The 18,197-nt window shown below is 48.8% G+C and carries 11 protein-coding genes; 7 read left to right on the forward strand and 4 right to left on the reverse strand.

From position 1 onward, the window contains the following. Nucleotides 1-165: 165 nt before the first annotated feature. From MRBLPE1_RS24720 to MRBLPE1_RS24740, 5 genes are all read left to right on the forward strand, one after another. Complete coding sequence (locus MRBLPE1_RS24720) at nucleotides 166-7,641, forward strand: immunoglobulin-like domain-containing protein (RefSeq protein WP_364150506.1); 7,476 nt, start codon at nucleotides 166-168, stop codon at nucleotides 7,639-7,641. A 609-nt stretch (nucleotides 7,642-8,250) separates the two neighbouring features. Beyond that, the gene (locus tag MRBLPE1_RS24725; protein ID WP_364150509.1) at nucleotides 8,251-8,511 is read left to right on the forward strand and encodes a hypothetical protein; all 261 of its coding nucleotides are present in this window, start codon (nucleotides 8,251-8,253) and stop codon (nucleotides 8,509-8,511) included. Nucleotides 8,512-8,606: 95 nt separating this feature from the next. Beyond that, nucleotides 8,607-9,845 carry a molybdopterin-dependent oxidoreductase gene (locus MRBLPE1_RS24730; RefSeq protein WP_364150512.1) on the forward strand — a complete coding sequence of 413 codons (1,239 nt, stop codon included), beginning with the start codon at nucleotides 8,607-8,609 and terminating at the stop codon, nucleotides 9,843-9,845. Nucleotides 9,846-9,968: 123 nt separating this feature from the next. Beyond that, nucleotides 9,969-10,832 carry an alpha/beta hydrolase family protein gene (locus tag MRBLPE1_RS24735; RefSeq protein WP_364150515.1) on the forward strand — a complete coding sequence of 288 codons (864 nt, stop codon included), beginning with the start codon at nucleotides 9,969-9,971 and terminating at the stop codon, nucleotides 10,830-10,832. A 30-nt stretch (nucleotides 10,833-10,862) separates the two neighbouring features. After that, nucleotides 10,863-11,729: a sulfurtransferase gene (locus MRBLPE1_RS24740; RefSeq protein ID WP_364150518.1), complete on the forward strand. Its 867-nt coding sequence runs from the start codon at nucleotides 10,863-10,865 to the stop codon at nucleotides 11,727-11,729. A 335-nt stretch (nucleotides 11,730-12,064) separates the two neighbouring features. Here the strand turns inward: MRBLPE1_RS24740 and MRBLPE1_RS24745 are convergent, their stop codons facing one another. Continuing rightward, on the reverse strand, nucleotides 12,065-12,604 hold the full coding sequence (locus tag MRBLPE1_RS24745; protein WP_364150520.1) for a YbhB/YbcL family Raf kinase inhibitor-like protein: 540 nt from the start codon (nucleotides 12,602-12,604) through the stop codon (nucleotides 12,065-12,067). A 139-nt stretch (nucleotides 12,605-12,743) separates the two neighbouring features. Between MRBLPE1_RS24745 and MRBLPE1_RS24750 the strand changes: the two genes are divergently transcribed. Next, nucleotides 12,744-13,496 carry a LysR family transcriptional regulator gene (locus tag MRBLPE1_RS24750; protein ID WP_364150523.1) on the forward strand — a complete coding sequence of 251 codons (753 nt, stop codon included), beginning with the start codon at nucleotides 12,744-12,746 and terminating at the stop codon, nucleotides 13,494-13,496. A gap of 356 nt (nucleotides 13,497-13,852) precedes the next feature. Here the strand turns inward: MRBLPE1_RS24750 and MRBLPE1_RS24755 are convergent, their stop codons facing one another. The 3 genes from MRBLPE1_RS24755 to MRBLPE1_RS24765 all read right to left on the reverse strand — a co-directional run bounded on the left by MRBLPE1_RS24755 (nucleotide 13,853) and on the right by MRBLPE1_RS24765 (nucleotide 16,328). Continuing rightward, a complete protein-coding gene (locus tag MRBLPE1_RS24755; RefSeq protein WP_364150526.1) occupies nucleotides 13,853-14,854 on the reverse strand; it encodes a serine hydrolase domain-containing protein in 1,002 nt (333 codons plus the stop codon). Between the two features lie 35 nt (nucleotides 14,855-14,889). After that, nucleotides 14,890-15,516 (reverse strand): hypothetical protein, encoded by a 627-nt coding sequence (locus tag MRBLPE1_RS24760; protein ID WP_364150529.1) that lies wholly within the window; start codon nucleotides 15,514-15,516, stop codon nucleotides 14,890-14,892. A gap of 608 nt (nucleotides 15,517-16,124) precedes the next feature. Next, complete coding sequence (locus MRBLPE1_RS24765; RefSeq protein ID WP_364150531.1) at nucleotides 16,125-16,328, reverse strand: DUF378 domain-containing protein; 204 nt, start codon at nucleotides 16,326-16,328, stop codon at nucleotides 16,125-16,127. Between the two features lie 594 nt (nucleotides 16,329-16,922). Between MRBLPE1_RS24765 and MRBLPE1_RS24770 the strand changes: the two genes are divergently transcribed. Beyond that, nucleotides 16,923-18,170, forward strand: coding sequence for an MFS transporter (locus MRBLPE1_RS24770; protein ID WP_364150534.1), 1,248 nt, complete (start codon nucleotides 16,923-16,925; stop codon nucleotides 18,168-18,170). Nucleotides 18,171-18,197: the final 27 nt, after the last annotated feature.

Raw genomic sequence — 18,197 nt, forward strand, 5'->3', positions numbered from 1 at the left:
GAAGCAGGCTGTCTCAGAGGTAGGTTCTACCGCTGAGGCAGCCTTGATTATAAACAAGAAAGACAGCGCTTACAAAGTAATCGGTGATTTGAATCCATGGCAAGCCGAGGGATGAAGCTCTTTCCGGAAGCTTTCCAATTCGATTGAATGGAGGAAACGTGCCTAATGAAATCCGTACCAGCCTTATCTAGATTACTGCTGGCCTTTTTAATCGTATTTTCAAGCGTAGTGCCTGCTTATGCTTCCGCGGCAGAGGAGACTCCCGCTGAACCGCAGGTTACGCAGCCATCAGCCGTGTTATTCGAGGATGATTTCCAGGATGGAAATACGACGGGATGGACGCTGAACAACACGTCCATCTTGACCGTGGCGAATGACCCCGCGAATGCCAGCAACAAAATGCTGAACGTAAGCAGCGGCGATGAAGCCATTGCTTCCATTGATAGCAGCTCAGGCAGCAACTATATATATGAGGCAAAGGTTAAGAAGGTAGCAGGCGGTTCTTTTCCGGGCATATTGGCCCGTTATACGGATCTGAACAACTACTACTTGTTTCAACTCGGGGACGGTAAGTTCTCCCTTTCCAAAAAAGTAGGCGGAACCGTTACAACGCTTCTGGACTATCCGGCCGCCGTTACGGCGGGCCAGTGGTATACGATGCGCTTGGTCGTAGAAGGAGGCGTCATTAAAGGGTATGTCGACAATAAGCTGATTGCGCAGGTGACGGATGCCTCCCTGTCCTCAGGCAAAGCGGGCTTCCGTTCCCGATGGGAGAAGTCTGGCCTGGATGACGTCCAGCTTCGGAGCCTTGCCAATCCCGTGCCTGCGGCTCCCGCGAATGTACAGGCCGTAGACGTAACGTCCACGACAGCAACGATTACGTGGGAGAATAAGGTAGGAGCATCGACTTACCGCGTCTATCGCTCGACGCAGCCGGATACTAATTTCGCGCAGGTATATAACGGGACGGAGAAGACCTTTGCGGATACGGGGCTTGCTTCAGGCGTCACCTATTATTACCGGATTTCCTCGGAGCTGGATAAATATGAAGCGGTGGCGCCTACGATCAGCGTGACGACGGTCTTGGTATTGCCTGCATCGCCGGATTTGCTCCCGGGAATGATCGCAGCCTATCCATTTGACGAGACTTCCGGGACAACGGCAGCGCCGCTTGCCGCAAGCAGCAACCAGACCAAAGCCAATTTAGTTAACGGAGCGGCTTGGACGGCTGGCCGAACGGGCGGCGCAGTCGATCTAGACGGCGTTAACGATCATGTTACGCTGCCAAACGGCATTTTGAACGGATTAAACGATATGACCATTACCGCTTGGGTGAAGCAGGATACGCTCAAGAAATGGGGACGTATCTTCGATATCGGACTCGGTACGAATAATTATATTTTCTTAACGGCAAGCACGGACGGCGACGCAAGCCGTTTTGTATTCAAAAACGGCGGAAGCGAGCAGTATGCAACGGTCAGCCCGGCACAGCAGACGGCGAATGAATGGGTGCATTATGCGGTGACGCTTTCCGGCAGTACGGCGACGCTATATGTAAACGGCACGGAGGTTGCGCGCAACAACAACGTAACGATCCGGCCAAAGGATCTCGGCAACACGACGCTTAACTATATCGGACGCTCGATGTTTAGCGCGGATCCGTATATGGATGCCAAGATTGACGATTTCTATGTCTTCAACCGCAGTCTCGGCCCTGCTGAGATCGCATTGTTTACGGCTGCGGAAGATACCGCTAAGGTAGCGGCCGATAAGGATGCATTGACGCTGGGCGATACAAGCGCGGTCATGTCGGATTTGAAGCTTCCTGCGCAAGGGGCAAGCGGGACGAAAATCACTTGGGAATCCGCTGACGCAGCGGTTGTTAGTTCGAGCGGTGTCGTAACCCGTCCCGTGCTCGGCGAACCGGATGCGGAGGTTGCGTTGACTGCCACGATAAAACGAGGCAATGCGGCCGATGTGAAGACATTCACGGTTCAGGTTTTGGCACAGCTGTCGGATGAGGACGCGGTTACGGTTGATAAAGCGGCGCTCGAGCTTGCGAATGCCGATGCGGTAACGGCTAAGCTTGCGCTGCCGAAAGCCGGCGCGAACCAGACTGTTATCAGCTGGGAATCCGATTACCCGGTTAATCTCAGACCCGATGGCATGGTCAGCCGTCCGGCTATGGGAGAGGGCGATCTAAATGTGACGCTGACCGCAACGATCTCGCGGGGCACGCAATCGGAAACCAGAGCGTTTGATGTGACGATTTTGGAGCAGGACGCGTCCTCCGGTTATTTGTTCGCTTTCAAGAGAAACGTGTCGGGCGTCGATACGCTGTATTATGCGGTTAGCCGCAACGGCAGAACGTGGACGGAGCTCAGCAGCAATGCCGGGATAACGGATATTGCTTCGCTAAACATTTTCAAGCTCATTTCCGAAGACAAATGGTACAAATACGAGTATGCGAACGCCGCTTGGTCTCTTTACGCAAGCACAAACGGGACTAGCGGCTGGGCGAAGGATGCGGCGAGCATTTCATTGCCGGCAGGCGCGATATCCGGCAGCTTCAAGACGATAACGGAAGCGGAGTGGAGCGAGCTGGTAAACCGCTTGTCCACGCCAAGAACGCTTGATGTGCTGAAGGTGTCGACGAAGGTTGGCTTCGCGCCAAGGCTTCCCGGGCAGGTAAAGATCGACTACACCAACAATTTGTATACAACCGTAGAAGTGGAATGGGATGCCATTGACGCGGCTAAGTATGCGGCAGCGGGCTCTTTTACGGCAGCAGGTACCGTTAAAGGCGCAAGCACACGCGTGCAAGCAGCGGTCACGGTCATGAATGCTAATGCAAACAGCGGCACCATCCGCAACGGGGAATTCTGGTATGACGACGAAGGCGGCATGATTCAAGCGCACGGCGGCCATATCATTAAGGTCGAGGATACTTACTATTGGTTCGGCGAGGATAAGGGCCATAATTCAGCGGTGCTGAAAGGCGTATCGATCTATGCTTCGAAGGATTTGAAATCATGGGAGTACCGCAACACGGTGCTGACGCCTGCCGCTCATCCGGAGCTGGCATCCGCTAAGATCGAGCGGCCTAAGGTGCTCTATAATGCAAAAACAGGCAAGTACGTCCTATGGGGACACTGGGAAGAGTCCGGCAACTATAACCAAGCGAATGTCGTAGTAGCGGTATCCGACACCGTCGACGGTGACTATACGTACGTCAACCGGTTCCAGCCTGGAGGCATGCAGTCGAGAGACTTCACCGTATTCCAGGATGATGACGGCCAGGCTTATCTCTTCTCTTCTTCTAATAATAATGCCGATATGAATATTTTCCGTCTTACGGATGACTATCTGTATGTCGATGAGTTCTTGTATACCGCATTCCCGGGCGGAAAGCGCGAATCGCCGGCTATCGTGAAGAAGGATGGAATCTACTACATGTTCACCTCCGGCTTATCGGGCTGGTATCCGAATCAGGGCATGTACGCCACAACAACGAATCTGGCTGATAAAAACGCATGGTCGCCATTGAAAAAGTTCGGGGACCCGGCAACGTATTACACGCAATCTTCCTTTATCGTAAGCGTGTACGGATCGGACACGACATCCTATGTTTATGTAGGAGATCGCTGGACACCGACCGCGCTAATGGAATCCCAGTACATTTGGCTTCCGCTGCAATTGGATAACGGATTAGCGGAACTGAACTATTCCGGCGAATGGGATTTGGATGCGGCAACGGGACATTTTGAGACACCTAAGGATTTGCTTGTGTCGCAAGGCAAGCCAGCCGTTGCAAGCTCCCAGGCATCAGGCTATGGGGCATCGGCTGCAAACGACGGCAATTATGATACTTATTTTGACTCCGGCAGCACTTCCTTCCCGACGACATGGCGGGTTGATCTAGAGCGGGAGTATGATCTCAGCCGAATCGATTTGAGCTGGAGAGAGTGGAACGGCTCAGAGGTTTATTACACCTACAAAATCGAGGGCAGCAATGATGATCAAAGCTATACGGTTCTAATCGATCAAAGCGCGAATCGGACGCCTTCCTTCAACAGTCATAAGCTGACTGGGAAATACCGTTATGTGAAGCTGACGATTCTTGGGCAATACGGTCACACGAACAACGCGAATAACTTGGTTACCTGGTACCGAGGCTTGCATGAGCTGAAGGTATTTACCTCGGATATGGCGTTGGCAGCGCCGCAGGGCTTAACGGCTGAGGCGGTTCAATCATCGGCAGAATCAACCAGCATCAATGTTAGCTGGCACGCGGTGCCGAATGCAGCTTCTTATACGCTTTACCGTTCGGATCGCTTAGACGGCGAATACATGCAGATGTATAACGGAAGAGCAGCCGCTTATGAGGATCTTGGCGTTTCTTCCGGCAATACGTACTACTATAAGGTGAAAGCGAATCACGCTGGCGGCGGCTCCGGGCTGTCGGAGGCGGTCAGCGCCAAAACCTTTGTTGTGCCGTCATCATCCATTACTTTCGATAACCGCAACAACATTTGGTACGATACGGATGGCAATGTCATGCCGATCGGCAGCTACCTTAAAGTGGGGGATACCTGGTATTACTATACGACAGTAGGGGACGGCTTCCGCTTCACGGATATGATCGTCTATACATCGAATGACTTTAAGAACTGGACGCTGCAGGAGCAGGTGCTGCTGAGCGATGAATCGCATGCAGAGCTTGCGGCAAGCAAGCTGGAAGCGATGAGCGTCATTTACAACCAATCTACCGGTAAATACGTGGCTTGGTTCCACTACGAGAATGCAGTGGATTATACGGTGGCAAGAGTTGCCGCAGCCGTATCGGATTCGCCGACGGGACCTTTCGTGTTCCAAGGCAGCTTCCGTCCGCTTGGCAATGACTCCAGGGATCTTACGACCTTCGTGGATGAAGACGGATCGGCTTATTTGATCTCATCAACGAATACGAATTCGGATCTGAAAATGTATAAGCTCTCCAGCGATTATTTGACCGTAGATGAATCCGCGGGTGCAATCACAATCTATACCGGCAAGCATCGCGAGGCGCCTGCCATGGTGAAGCATGACGGCGTATACTTCCTGTTCTCCTCCGGAGCGGCAGGCTGGCGGCCTTCACAAGGAACGTACTCAACCGCAACGTCGATTACAGGGCCTTGGACGGAGCCGCAAAAGATCGGCAATGCTTCTACGTTTGGCGGACAATCGGGCGGCGTGCTGACGATTCAAGGCACGGAAGCAACCTCCTACATTATGATGTCGAACCAATGGAAGCCTGCCGATCTCAAGCTTTCGAAGCGCGTTTGGCTGCCAATCAACTTCAATGGCGCGACGGCATCCTATGATTATGCGGATCAGATTACGGTAGACCCGGCAACAGGCATCGTAGCTGCAATAACCGATGGGCAGCTTCTATCCGCAGGCAAGCCTGCAGCCGCAACGGACTGGAGCGGCGTGAATCGTCCGCAATACGCGAACGACGGCGATTACACGACGAGCTGGGTCGGCGAAAATAATACGTGGCCAAAATGGTGGCAGGTCGATTTGGGCAAAGCCTACAGCTTGAGCAGTATCCAGATTTCCTGGTTCCTGTACAACGGCTCTGAGGCTTACCACAAATACAAGGTTGAAACGAGCATGGACGGCGTACATTATACGGTCGCGCTCGATCAGACGGAAAATACGCGTTACGGCTTTACTTCGGATGCCCTTACGGGTTCCGCAAGGTATGTTAGAGTTCAGCTGGTGGATGCGGTGCTTCATAACAACCCAAGCAACTGGTACACGCCGCAGCTTGGCGAAGTAAAGGTGTACGGACATGAAATTAACGCTCCAGTACAGCTTACCGCCAGTGACGTGACGGAAAGCGCTGCGACGCTTTCATGGAAAGAAATTGCCCAAGCAGCAAGCTATAACGTATATCGCTCCGGCACGGCAGACGGAACCTATGTCAAAGTGAATGACGCTGCTATTTTGACCAATGCGTATACCGATACCAGCCTAGCTGCTGATACATCATACTACTACAAAGTTTCGGCGGTGTACGACGCGATGGAATCGGCATTGTCCGAGAGCGCTGCGGTGAAGACGAAGGAGCTTCCGGCAGGCGTACCGAGCGGACTGCAGGCCGTCGAGACGGATATTACTTCTGTGAAGCTGGCATGGGAGGAGACTGCCGGCCAAACCGTTACGTATAGCGTATATCGTTCGGATACAGAGGATGGCGTGTATGTCAAAATCAACGTGGATGAGCTGGTTGCCCCGTCGTTTACCAATACGGGACTCCGCGCAGACACCACGTATTATTACAAGGTATCTGCGGCTAACAGTACCGGCGTTTCCGAGCTCTCCTTGGCATTGCAGGTAAAAACCAAAGCAGCAGAGCCGGTGGATCCCGGCACGCCGACGGACCCGGGCGGCAACGGCGGATCCGGCTCGAATGGTGATTCGGTTCAAGTTGCCGAAGGCAGCATTTTGGTCAAAACAACGGTAGATGCAAGTGGCGTATTGAATGCCAGCGTGTCAGAGGCTGACTTGAAGAAAGCATTGGAGACAACTACTTCCGCTACGCTGAACATTAATGTTCAACCAAGCGTTGGAACCGCGAATGGCGGCGCAAAGGTAACCATTCCTGTTCAGCAGCTGCTGAATGGCTCGCAAGGCATCACTCAAGTGGCAGTGACAGCGGGTGAGGTGACGATTTCCTTTGGCACAGAAGCTGCGGCAGGCATTTTGACGGCAGGCTCTCAGCAGGTTGAAGTGGCTGTGAGCCGGGTGGATGCTTCGGAGCTTCCAGAGAACGTGAAGAAGAAAGTGGAAGGGTATCCGGTGTTCGACTTTACACTGAGCGTAGACGGCAAAAAAGTCAGCGATTTCAATGCAAGCCAGCCTGTTACCGTGGAGATGAAATATGCGCTCCAGCCAGGCGAGAAAGCCCATAAAATCGTTGTTTATTACATTGGCGATGACGGAAAGCTCGAGGTTGTACGCCATGTGCAGTACGATGCAGTTACAGGCATGATCAGCTTTAAGCCGAAGCACTTCAGCCGGTATGCGGCTGGTTATGCGAATGTTGCCTTCACCGATCTCCAAAAAGCGGCATGGGCGCAAACGATGATTGAAGCTTTGGCTGCAAGAGAAATCGTTCGCGGGACTGGCGAGGGTATTTTTGAACCAGCCAGAGCGGTAACGAGAGCAGAATTTATCCAGCTGCTGGTTAGCTCGCTTGGACTCCTGGATGACCAAGCAAGCAGCAGCTTTAGCGATGCGAAAGAAGGCGCTTGGTATTACGCGGCAGTCGCCTCCGCAGAGAAGCTCGGTATCGTAAAAGGGAAACCGGACGGCTCCTTTGGTGTTAACGAATCCATTACGAGAGAGGACATGGCGGTCATGCTTTCCCGAGCTGTGGACCTTGCGGGCATTAACGGCAATGGATCAGGCGCAGGTACTCCGGGGCAAGCCTTTAAGGATCAAGCCGCGATTTCAGCCTATGCGGTTGAAGCGGTAGGGGCGATGCAGGAGGCCGGCTTCATCAATGGCTTTACCGATGGAAGCTACCAGCCAAAGCAGCACACCACGCGTGCGCAGGCTGCATCCGTTATTTTCAAATTGTTAAAGCTATAAATTCGAGGCTTTAGAAGACAGATGGCAGATCATCCTTTACGGAGGGTGATCTGTTTTTTTGTTTTTGACGTGATAGTGGGTAGAGATGTATTGGCATCTTTAACAGGGTTTGTTTTCATAGGGGGAGAGTCGGGGACGGCTGGTGCGATGGTGCTTACGCTGCAGTTTGTGCAATAGAAAAGGGAATTGGGGAGCGTTTAGAGGGCTACGCTGCAGAAAATACAATAGATTTAATCGAAAGAGATTCGATTGTCGTGGGTAGGCCCCATTCTATTGCACAAACTGCACTGTGGATCTTCGGAACCGGCTCAAACGCCATTTCTGCTGTACAAAGTGCAGCGTAGCTAATGGTAGTTCAGCTGTTAGTGTGAAAAGAAAGTTACTTAGCTGCTGGATCAGTGAGGATGGAGGATGGTTATTGGAGTAACTAAATTGGTCCGTAAGCGATGCACGCTACTGGACCTGTGGGGGAGGAGGATGTTACTGGAGTAAGTCTATTGATCCATAAGTGTTGTTTGCTGCTGAATCCGTGTGGGAGGAGGATGGTTAGTGGAGTAACTAAATTGGTCCGTAAGCGATGCACGCTGTTGGATCTGTAGGGGATGGAGGATGGTTATTGGGGTAACTAAATTGATCGGTAAGCGATGCGTGCTGTTGTGCAGCGGTATGGAGAGGTACGAGGTGCTCGCTTTGAACCTTATTTCGATGCTGAAACTATGCGGGGAGATTGAGGGAAGAGTGGTTACCTTGTGGATGGGCACAGGAGTCGTATCTATGTCCAATCGGCGTTATAATAGAAGAAAAGAATCTATAGGAGTTAGATGCTGGAGCGAGGCACGTGAAGAGCGACGAGAGCGTACGATCGTATGACAAAAGGGTTACCTTCGTTGTTTGTGCATGAGAGCTGAATGTGAATGAAGCAGGTTAGTGTTACATAAGCGTGGTAGAAAAGGGAGGTTGCCTGAATGAGCGGACTGATCGATCGGCTGCGCAAGGGCTATGGGAAAAAGCTCGTTTCGCTTCATGCTTGGAACGGCTGGATTGTGGTGATTTTGGCATTGACCGGGCTTATCCTGATCGGCGGCTTCTGGCGCGGTTTTCTAGGCGAGGGCCGGGTTTGGATCAAGTGGGCCCATATTGTGGTCGGGATTGCCTCCATTTTGCCGGTCGTCTACTATCTGCTGCTTGCGGGGAAGCATTGGAAGCAGCTGAAGCAGAAGCCGTGGCAGCGGTTTAACGTGCTTGTGGTACTTGGATTATTGCTGGGCTGGTTCGGCTCAGGCGTGCTTTTGTGGCAGTTTAGGGCGGTAGGGCCCGGCGTTTCGAATGTCGCGTTAGTCATTCATGATTTGTTAACGTGGATCGGTCTTCCTTATATCATTTACCATTCCGTCACGCGGGTCAAATGGCTGAAAGAGCCGAATCGGCGGACGATCCAGAACGAACAGAAGGCACCCGACGGTATCCATCCAGCGGCGCCTCAGGCGGTTTATACGCGTAAGGCGTTCATTCGCGGCGCGATTGGCCTCGGCCTCGCGGTTACGGTTGGGCCTTCTTTTCTAAAATGGCTGGGCACCTCGCTTGGAAGCGTGAGCGGCAGCGAAACCATTGATAAGCTCATCGAAAATGATGCGAATAGGCTGCTTCCGGCACCGCAGCCGCTTTCGGCATCTGCCCCGCCGCTCGGGGGCGGCGCAATCGGACAATTCCGCGTTTACACGGTAACGCCGATCCCTTCTTTTACAAACGCGGATTGGTCGTTTACGATAGACGGGCTTGTGAACAAGACGTTTAAATGGGATTGGAAGCAGTTTGTGGCGTTGAAGCGAACGGTTCAGGTGAGTGATTTTCATTGCGTGACCGGCTGGTCGGTGTACAAAAACACCTGGGAGGGCATACCGCTCAAAGAGCTGCTTAAGATGGCGGGCGTGCAGTCTGGCGCGGAAACCGTGAAGCTTTATTCGGGGGATGGCGTCTATACGGATACGCTGACGCTTGAACAGGCGGATATGGATGACGTTATGGTTGCGGTTATGCATGACGGCAAACCGATTCCGAGTGATCTCGGCGGTCCGGTCCGTCTCATTGTGCCGAAAATGTACGCCTACAAATCGGTGAAATGGTTGAACCGGATCGAGCTGATTAAAGGCGAGCATGTGGGTTATTGGGAAGCGCGCGGCTACGCAAACGACGCATGGGTGTAGCTATCTTTTGATGATGAATATGTAAACCCACCTTCATACTCTGTTTTAGTGATATGATGATAAAGACTACTTAGCGAATGGGCTTTATTTGATCAAAAAATAGCGATGGGGAAGGTGCTGCTGGTGAGTAAAACGGGCATTTTGCATCAGGCGTTTACGCTGGAGCTGGAACCGGATGTGTTTGTTAGAGGCGATATCAGGATGAAGAATGAGGGAGGACGCATGCCGGTCCTCCTTTTTGCGCATGGTTTTAAAGGATTCAAGGATTGGGGGTTCATCCCTTATGCGTCTGAGCGGTTCGCGCAGCAGGATTTTGCGGTCATTACGTTTAATTTCTCACATAACGGCGTGAAAGAGCAGGATTTCGACGAGCTGGAGAAATTCGGCCGAAACACCTACTCGCAGGAGCAAAGGGATCTATCTGCCGTGCTTACAGCCGTGCTGGAGGACAGACTTCCGCTGGCGGAGCGGCTGGATAAGCAGCAAATTTTCTTGGTAGGGCATAGCCGCGGCGGCGGGAACAGCGTGCTGTTCGCAGCGGAGCATCCCGAAATACGCGGTGTCGTGTCATGGAACGGCATAGCGAATGTGAATCTGTTCGGCGAAGAGTTTCGTGAACAGGTTTTGCAGGATGGCGTAGGTTATGTCGCCAATGCCAGGACGAAGCAGCAGATGCCGATCAACGCTGTATTTTTCGAAGACTTGGACCGCAATCGGGAGCGCTTCGACATTACGGCTCAAGCCGCGTCGCTGAAGACGCCGGTGCTGTTCATCCAGGGGCTGCAGGATTCAGAGCGGCTGCTTGCGGGCTTCCGCTCCTTGAAGGAGGCTGCGCCTCATCATCGCTTTGCGAAACTGGAAGGAGCGACGCATACTTTCGGGACGGTGCATCCTTTTGCAGGAACGACGGAAGATTTGGAGCGGGCGATTGCCATTACGGGTGCTTTCTTTGCTCCGCTGCTGGAGCGGCAATCTAATCATCATTAATAATATAAAATGTTAGGGGAGCTAAACATTATGACTTATTATCAAAAAGCGGATTGGGTGCTGGAGCAATTGGGCAGGGAAGGCACGGTTATCGTCGATGCGCGGTATGCGTTAAACGATACCAAAGCGGGCAAAAGGGCGTATGCGGAAGCTCATATTCCAGGTGCTTATTATGCAGATTTAAGCCATGACCTCTCGGGACCAAAACGTCCGAATGGAGAAGGCGGACGCCATCCGCTGCCGGAGCCGAAGGCGCTGGCGGCTGTTTTTGAACGCATGGGCATCGGTCAAAATTCGACGGTCATCGCCTATGATGATCAAGGCGGCGCGATGGCGTCCCGTTTGCGCTGGCTGCTGCAATGGCTCGGGCATGATGGACAAGTCTACCTGCTGGAAGGCGGCTTTGCGGGCTGGCAAGCGGCTGGCCAACCAGTCAGCACGGAAGTACCTGCCCCAGCAGAGGGAGTAACCTTCACGCCCGCCGTTCGGGAGGATATGCTGGTTAGCCGAGCTGAGGTTAAAGCACGTATCGGCAGAGCCGGGACGGTGCTGATCGATTCCAGAGAAGCCCCGCGCTATCGCGGCGAGGTCGAGCCGCTCGATCCGGCGGCCGGACATATTCCGGGCGCGATCAATCGCTTCTGGAATGAGGGCAAACGCGCCGACGGCAGCTGGAAATCGCCCGAAGAGCAAGCGGAGCGCTTCGCGGGCTTGTCGCAGGATGATGAAATCATCGTCTATTGCGGCTCAGGCGTGACGGCTACGCCGAATGTTTTTGCTTTGCAGGAAGCGGGGTTCCGCAATGTGAAGCTTTATGCGGGGAGTTGGAGCGATTGGAGTTCTGATATACAGAACCCGATCGCAACCGGAGACGATGAAGAACGGAAAAACGTATAGCAGTATGCGAGGACTAATACAGAGCACGGTTAATTGTTTGCCGTTGCTCTGTTTTTTAATGCTCGAAAGTCAACACGGAGTCAACATGCGATCGCTGAAAATACTTACAGAATGGGTCAGACCGAGCGAGCGCTCGTATCCCGCTAAGTTAATGCAAAGAAGGCCGGAACTCCAGGCCTGGGAATTCGGCTTTTACTAAACTTTGTATTTGAACGTTATGACCGCTTCCGGCGGATCGTTCACAAAATGAAATGAAAAAAATAAAACGAATTTGCATAGCAAAATTAAATGCGCAAAAAAAATTATTGTCGCGCATTTATCTTTCGAATCGTTTATTATCTTTCAAACGTTGCTGCTATTACTGCTCTGCCTAGAGTATGGGTAAACATATTAAAGCCTAGAAAAGCTGGTGTTGCATTAGCCTTAACACCTAAATCCTCAACATCCAAAGCATGAACAATAAAATAGTAGCGGTGCGGTCCATCTCCAACGGGTGGCGCAGCACCAATATAACCTGCAAACGAGGCATCGTTGTTCAATTGAACAGCTCCGTCTGGCAGACCAGAGCCGTCCTCGCTTCCTGCTCCAGATGGCAATTCTGTCACGTTAGCGGGAATATTAAAGACAGACCAATGCCAAAATCCTGATCCAGTGGGAGCATCGGGGTCATATACCGTAATGGCATAGCTTTTTGTCCCTTCCGGAGCGCCGGACCATTTCAATTTAGGTGAAATATCTTCCCCGCCATCTACCCCGAATTTTCCAGAAAGCTGTGGAGCGGATAATACATTATTTTCAGGGATTTCCGAACTTGTCACAATAAAGCTGGCTACTTCAGGCAATCTTGCAAACGGATTATTTTGCTCTTTTTTCATTTTGAACCTCCATGTTTTATGGGTATGTATTGGAGTCGGTCTTTCCTTGTTTCGAAGTATATCAAATATCAAATCATTGTAAAAATTGATAGTTTGAATTATAATCATTGTAATTTTGAATGATCGGAGAGAGATGAAAATGGAACTGAGGCACCTGGAGTCGTTTAAGGTTGTTTGCGAACAGTTGCATTTCACGAAAGCGGCGGAACTTCTAAACATTGCACAGCCGACTCTAAGCCAGCAAATCAAAGCGTTAGAGGATGAGATCGGGACGCCTCTGTTTGATCGTATGGGCAAGCGAATTGCAATAACAGAAGCGGGACATATTCTTTACGAACAGTGTATCCAAATTTTCAGAAACTTGGACTATGCTCATGATGCGATTAACGACTTGCGCACGATGCAGCGCGGAAAATTAGTCTTGGGAGTACTACCGTGTGATTTGGATGAACTTTTGACACCCGTCATGATTGAATTCCATCAAGAGTTTCCTAACATCCAGCTCCTGATTCAAGATTCTAATCGAATTGTTGAGGAAGTATTGGAAGGAAGCATTGATATCGGCATTACTGTAGTTCCTGTTATGGAAGACAGCAAGCTTGTCCGTTTGCCTTTATATACAGAAGAATTTTCAGTGGCAGTATCGAAAAGCAGTGAATTATCGGTACGCTCGCAAATATACTTGAAGGAACTCAAAGATATAAGTCTCGTGATGTTTCCTGATCATCATCATTGCCGCAAGTTGGTAAATTCCTATTGTGAAGACCAGGGTTTTGATTTAAATCCCGTTATCGAAACGTCAGCAATGATTTCATTAAAGCGATTTGTGAAAAATAATATTGGCGGGACCGTTTTGCCCAAACCGCCTGGGATGACCGATACTATCATATAATAAATTTGGTTGAGCCTACACCAAAACGAGATATTGGCATCGTGTACCGGTCTGACAAATTCCTTGGTCAAGCTGGAAGAATGTTTATTAGTAAAGTAAAGGAACAATTCACGCAAAACAAAACGTTTGGGTCCTTTTTAATTTAGAATGATTGCAGATTTTTCTGTCGTATTTGTTTCTTTGATGAATGTTTGCCGTTACAGATATCGCGTGGAACCGTACCACAAATAGTGGTAAAGTTGGAAAGTGGCAGTAGTGGTTAGTTTGAAAGAAGAACTCTAAGCTAATTAAATAAGACCGGGAACCATTAAATTTTCCGGTCTTTTTAACTTCAGTAGAAGTTAACACACGAATGGTTAGTTCAGAGTATACGTTAAGACTTTGTCTCCAAAATCCTTAATATCCTCCAAATAGTCGTATCCTGATGGATTTGAACCTACTTGATTATACATTCTAACCGCAACTAACCGATGTTCGGGAATTACCAAACAAGCACATCCCGTTTTTCCAAGTATTTGGTACGACCCAGTTGGTACTGTGTTTCCTATTTCAGAAATAGTTCTAGGCTTATCCTGAATCCACCAAGCAAAACCATTTCTAGGCAATGTATTATCAAGACATGCGGGGCTATGAATAGTTGTAGCTTGTTCTACAACCTCTTTCGGAACAATCTGTCGTCCATTAACGAGACCACGGTTCAGGTGAAGGTAACCCCAAAAAGCCAATTCACGAGCACTTACAAAAAGATTCGCCTCTCCACCTTGATCGGCATCATATTCCTCATTTAACCATACCAAATTCTCATCTCTATTCTTGCACCAACCTGTCTCAACGAAATTGCATGGTTTGAAAACATATTGTTTCATGACTTCTGAAAGAGGTGCTTCAAATATCTTACGTATTAGTCTGATAAGCATATTTATTCCTACGTTGTTATATTTCCAACTCGTTCCCGGTGGGAAAAGCTTTTCATGATTATTCTTAAGTCCATGAGTATATGTTAATAAATGTCTTATTCTAACCCCTTTTACTGCAGCTAAGTTCAAGTCATCTATGTAATCGGAAATGTAATCATCAACGCTTGAAAGCTTTTTTTGGTATAATGCTAAACTAATAGCAAATCCAATGTATGATTTTCTAACAGAAGCGACATTAAAACGAGTTGATGGCATTACTGATTGTATCTTTGAATGATATTCATAAGAGCCAAAGTAGTTTTCAGTGACAATAGTGTCATTATGGATTACGAGTGTAGCGGCTGCCGAACATGAAAGCTGGTCTTTAACTTTAACTACATGGTCATTAAGTGCCCGATATTTATCGTTGTTTGTATGTGCCCATTCTTTTTTTACCAACATAATTTCGGTTCACCTCTGTTTATTTTAATGGATGCTTATGAAATGGTAGAAACCAACTCTGTTCGAGTATCTAATAGCCTTGGTCGAACATCATTTTTTGAGATGAAAACGACTTCTCCGTTCTTATCAAAGCAATATGCAATGGGTATCGACATGCCAGTATTCCCGAAGGAACCATCGGCGTGGCTTGCACCAATAATCATCGTATTGTATGTAATCGCAATGTTTCGAGCTGCATCGATCCATTCTTGAAATTGGTCTTCACTAAACATTCCTACACCAATTGGTTGTACTACTAAATCGATGTCCACTTCACTTTCGTAATGAATTCCTTGGACGATTAATTCATCACAAAGTATGTGCCCAATTTTCAGTCCTTCAACTTCAACAAAGGATGTTGGGCTATATTTGATTCTATCTAGAATAACCGTCCCTGAACGGTCAATAATAATTGCTCTATCTTTCGGTCTATCGTTCATTCTTCTATATCCGCCGATGAGTAGGGTATCAAATCGTTTTGCCAAATGGCATGCTGCTTCAACATTTTCATTCAAATATCCCTCTGGAAATATCACTATATCTACAGAGTTGTTGTGATGTAATTCATTCTCAAGTTGCCTAATGGTTTGCTCTAACTTTGGTTGAGTAATAAGTATCTTCATTTAATCCCTCCAATATTGTTCTATGGAATACAAAAATAATATCATTTTCTGGAAGAAGTGGACAAACAGCAAAAACAAGCGTTCGTATTTTGTTTTGATGAAAGAATTATAGGTACAGAATGCTTTCAAGGTGTTTTCACAAAAAAGCTCTCTTTCATTCTCGCTATTACGTCAATATTCATGCATTTATAACAAATTTACCAATCGAAGGGTCCTTCGGGAAAACGCTAAAAGGCCGGAACTCCCACGTTAGGAGATTCGGCTTTTGCTTTTGCTGTTAGGGGATTGCTGAAAACAAATCGTAGTTGTAGAACAGCGCGATCTCGATGTCGCTATTTCCGAATTGGAGAAGCTAAGGGGTGAGGGCTAAAGCTTTGCGGATTTGCGTGTTGGACAAGCATCGATGCATACGGGAGTGTACTCAACGTCTTTCGAATGCTCGGTGGAAATCGATAGACGGGCGTTGGAGACAGGCGGATTGATCGAAGACGCTAGTTGCGTTTAATCAAGATTTTCAAAAACACCGCGAGCAGTTCAGTGAACAACATAAAAACCGCAGGACACATCCGGTAAACCCAGATGTGTCCTGCGGTTTCTGTCGTTTTTCTTTAGTCCTCGCTTGTTACTTTCGAGAAGAAGGAGAGAGCATAAAGCGCTGCAACACCAATGACGATATATACGATTCGCGACACAACTTCTTCCGTACCCCCGAAAAGTTCACTGACGACGTCGTAATTGAACAAGCCAACGGATAACCAGTTTAAGCCGCCGAGTATGACCAGAATAAGACTGATTACGTTAAGTACCTTCATTAGAAACAGCCTCCTTAATGGGGTTCTCAACTTTTTGGAGCAACGGTCTGATGGAGGTGTGCTGATTCTTGGTTGCTTACTTTAGGTTTATGAACAGCTACCGCAGGATATGCCATACAAGCCGCATTTTTTGGAGTTTAAGGGAGGTCGATGCACATCGGCGCTGGCATATCGTCCGAAGTATTCCCGCTGCGCTGATCGTCAGTTACTTGTTTAAGTTTATTTTTGATAACGGATAAGAGTCCTCCTGTTGTTCTCCGGGACGCACAGTTTAGGAGACTGTCCACAATTAATCAGCAGGTCTAATTCGTATGGTGCGATGTATTTGTTATGCTCTGCAGCCTGATAGTGGAAGTCAGATGATTGGAAAGGTGAAACCAGCAATCCATAAGAAATCGACCGTTTTTGTTCATGTCATAATAAGAGTGGGCGAACCATTTTTGATTTACTGGGAGAAGTAAGTTGTATAGAAAACGATATTTGCAATTATTCTGTGCCTGCAGATAGAATTAGTTGCATGGAATATGGCAATGACTTACTCTAGGAAGCCTAGAAATCAATGATGAATACTTTTGCTCCAGAAAGGTGTAAGAGATGACACAAATCGATGAATCCAAACATTGGAAAAGGGATATTATTCTTTTTCTAAGTAGTCAAACGGTTTCGTTGTTTGGTTCCGCTTTAGTTCAATATGCGATTATGTGGTACGTAACGCTTACTACACAATCAGGCCTTATGATGACGCTGTTTATCATTTGCGGCTTCATCCCTACATTTCTGTTATCGCCGTTTGCCGGTGTGTGGGCGGACCGCTTCAACCGGAAATATCTGATTATAATAGCGGATGCCATGATCGCAATTGCTACGCTGCTGCTCGCCATCACATTTTTACTGGGATATGACGAGCCATGGTTGTTATTTGTTATTGCCGCCGTCCGCGCACTCGGAGCAGGCATTCAAACGCCTGCAGTGGGAGCGATATTGCCTCAAATTGTACCGGAGGATAAGCTGACGAAGGTGAACGGAATAAACGGAACTCTTCAGGCTCTTATGATGTTCGTAGCGCCGATTGTCAGCGCGACGTTGCTTTCCGTGGCAACCATCGAAGCTATTTTCTTTATCGATGTTGTCACAGCGGTGATCGCGATCTTTACATTATTTTTCTTTCTAAAAATCCCTTTGCATCAAAAGGCGTCTGATAAACAAACGACAAGTTATTTGGATGACTTTAAGCTGGGATTAATCTACATTAAGGACCATAGCTTTCTGAAACCCTTTTTTATTTTTTTCGCCTTGTTCTTTGTATTATTGGCTCCGGCTGCGTTTCTAACGCCGCTGCAAGTCACACGCAGCTTCGGAGACGATTATTGGCGATTGACAGCTATCGAAATTGCTTTTTCAATCGGGATGATGGCTGGCGGAGCCATCATCGCATCATGGGGCGGCTTCCGCAACAAAGTATATACGATGACCTTCGCTAACCTGATTATGGGCGTATGCACGTTAGTTTTGGGCATTGTCCCGATTTTCTGGGTTTACTTAATTGTGATGGCTGTATTCGGCGTTGCAATGCCAATGTTGAATACGCCGACGACCGTATTGCTACAGGAAAAGGTGGATCAGAATTATATGGGGCGCATATTCGGCGTATTCGGTATGATATCGACTTCGATGATGCCAATTGGAATGCTGATATTTGGCCCGCTTGCGGATGTGATTGAGATAGAATGGCTGCTTGTTGGGACCGGATTGTTAATCGTTATTCTGGCCATATTCTTCGGTGGTAACAAACGCTTGATTGAAGCCGGAATGCCTGTAACCAAGGAAGCATCGCAGGAGTGAGCGGAGGAAGTGCAGAGCGCTTTGCCG

The organism is Paenibacillus sp. LPE1-1-1.1 (assembly GCF_040676435.1).
In the GTDB taxonomy this organism is placed as follows: Bacteria; Bacillota; Bacilli; order Paenibacillales; family Paenibacillaceae; genus Pristimantibacillus.

Bases quoted from the DNA above. Each gene is read 5' to 3' on its own strand.
- MRBLPE1_RS24720 (WP_364150506.1), top strand. From the start codon at position 166: ATGAAATCCGTACCAGCCTTATCTAGATTACTGCTGGCCTTTTTAATC.
- MRBLPE1_RS24755 (WP_364150526.1), bottom strand. From the start codon at position 14,854: ATGTTGGTAAAAAAAGAATGGGCACATACAAACAACGATAAATATCGG.
- MRBLPE1_RS24765 (WP_364150531.1), bottom strand. From the start codon at position 16,328: ATGAAGGTACTTAACGTAATCAGTCTTATTCTGGTCATACTCGGCGGC.
- MRBLPE1_RS24760 (WP_364150529.1), bottom strand. From the start codon at position 15,516: ATGAAGATACTTATTACTCAACCAAAGTTAGAGCAAACCATTAGGCAA.
- MRBLPE1_RS24730 (WP_364150512.1), top strand. From the start codon at position 8,607: ATGAGCGGACTGATCGATCGGCTGCGCAAGGGCTATGGGAAAAAGCTC.
- MRBLPE1_RS24745 (WP_364150520.1), bottom strand. From the start codon at position 12,604: ATGAAAAAAGAGCAAAATAATCCGTTTGCAAGATTGCCTGAAGTAGCC.
- MRBLPE1_RS24740 (WP_364150518.1), top strand. From the start codon at position 10,863: ATGACTTATTATCAAAAAGCGGATTGGGTGCTGGAGCAATTGGGCAGG.
- MRBLPE1_RS24725 (WP_364150509.1), top strand. From the start codon at position 8,251: ATGGTTATTGGGGTAACTAAATTGATCGGTAAGCGATGCGTGCTGTTG.
- MRBLPE1_RS24770 (WP_364150534.1), top strand. From the start codon at position 16,923: ATGACACAAATCGATGAATCCAAACATTGGAAAAGGGATATTATTCTT.
- MRBLPE1_RS24750 (WP_364150523.1), top strand. From the start codon at position 12,744: ATGGAACTGAGGCACCTGGAGTCGTTTAAGGTTGTTTGCGAACAGTTG.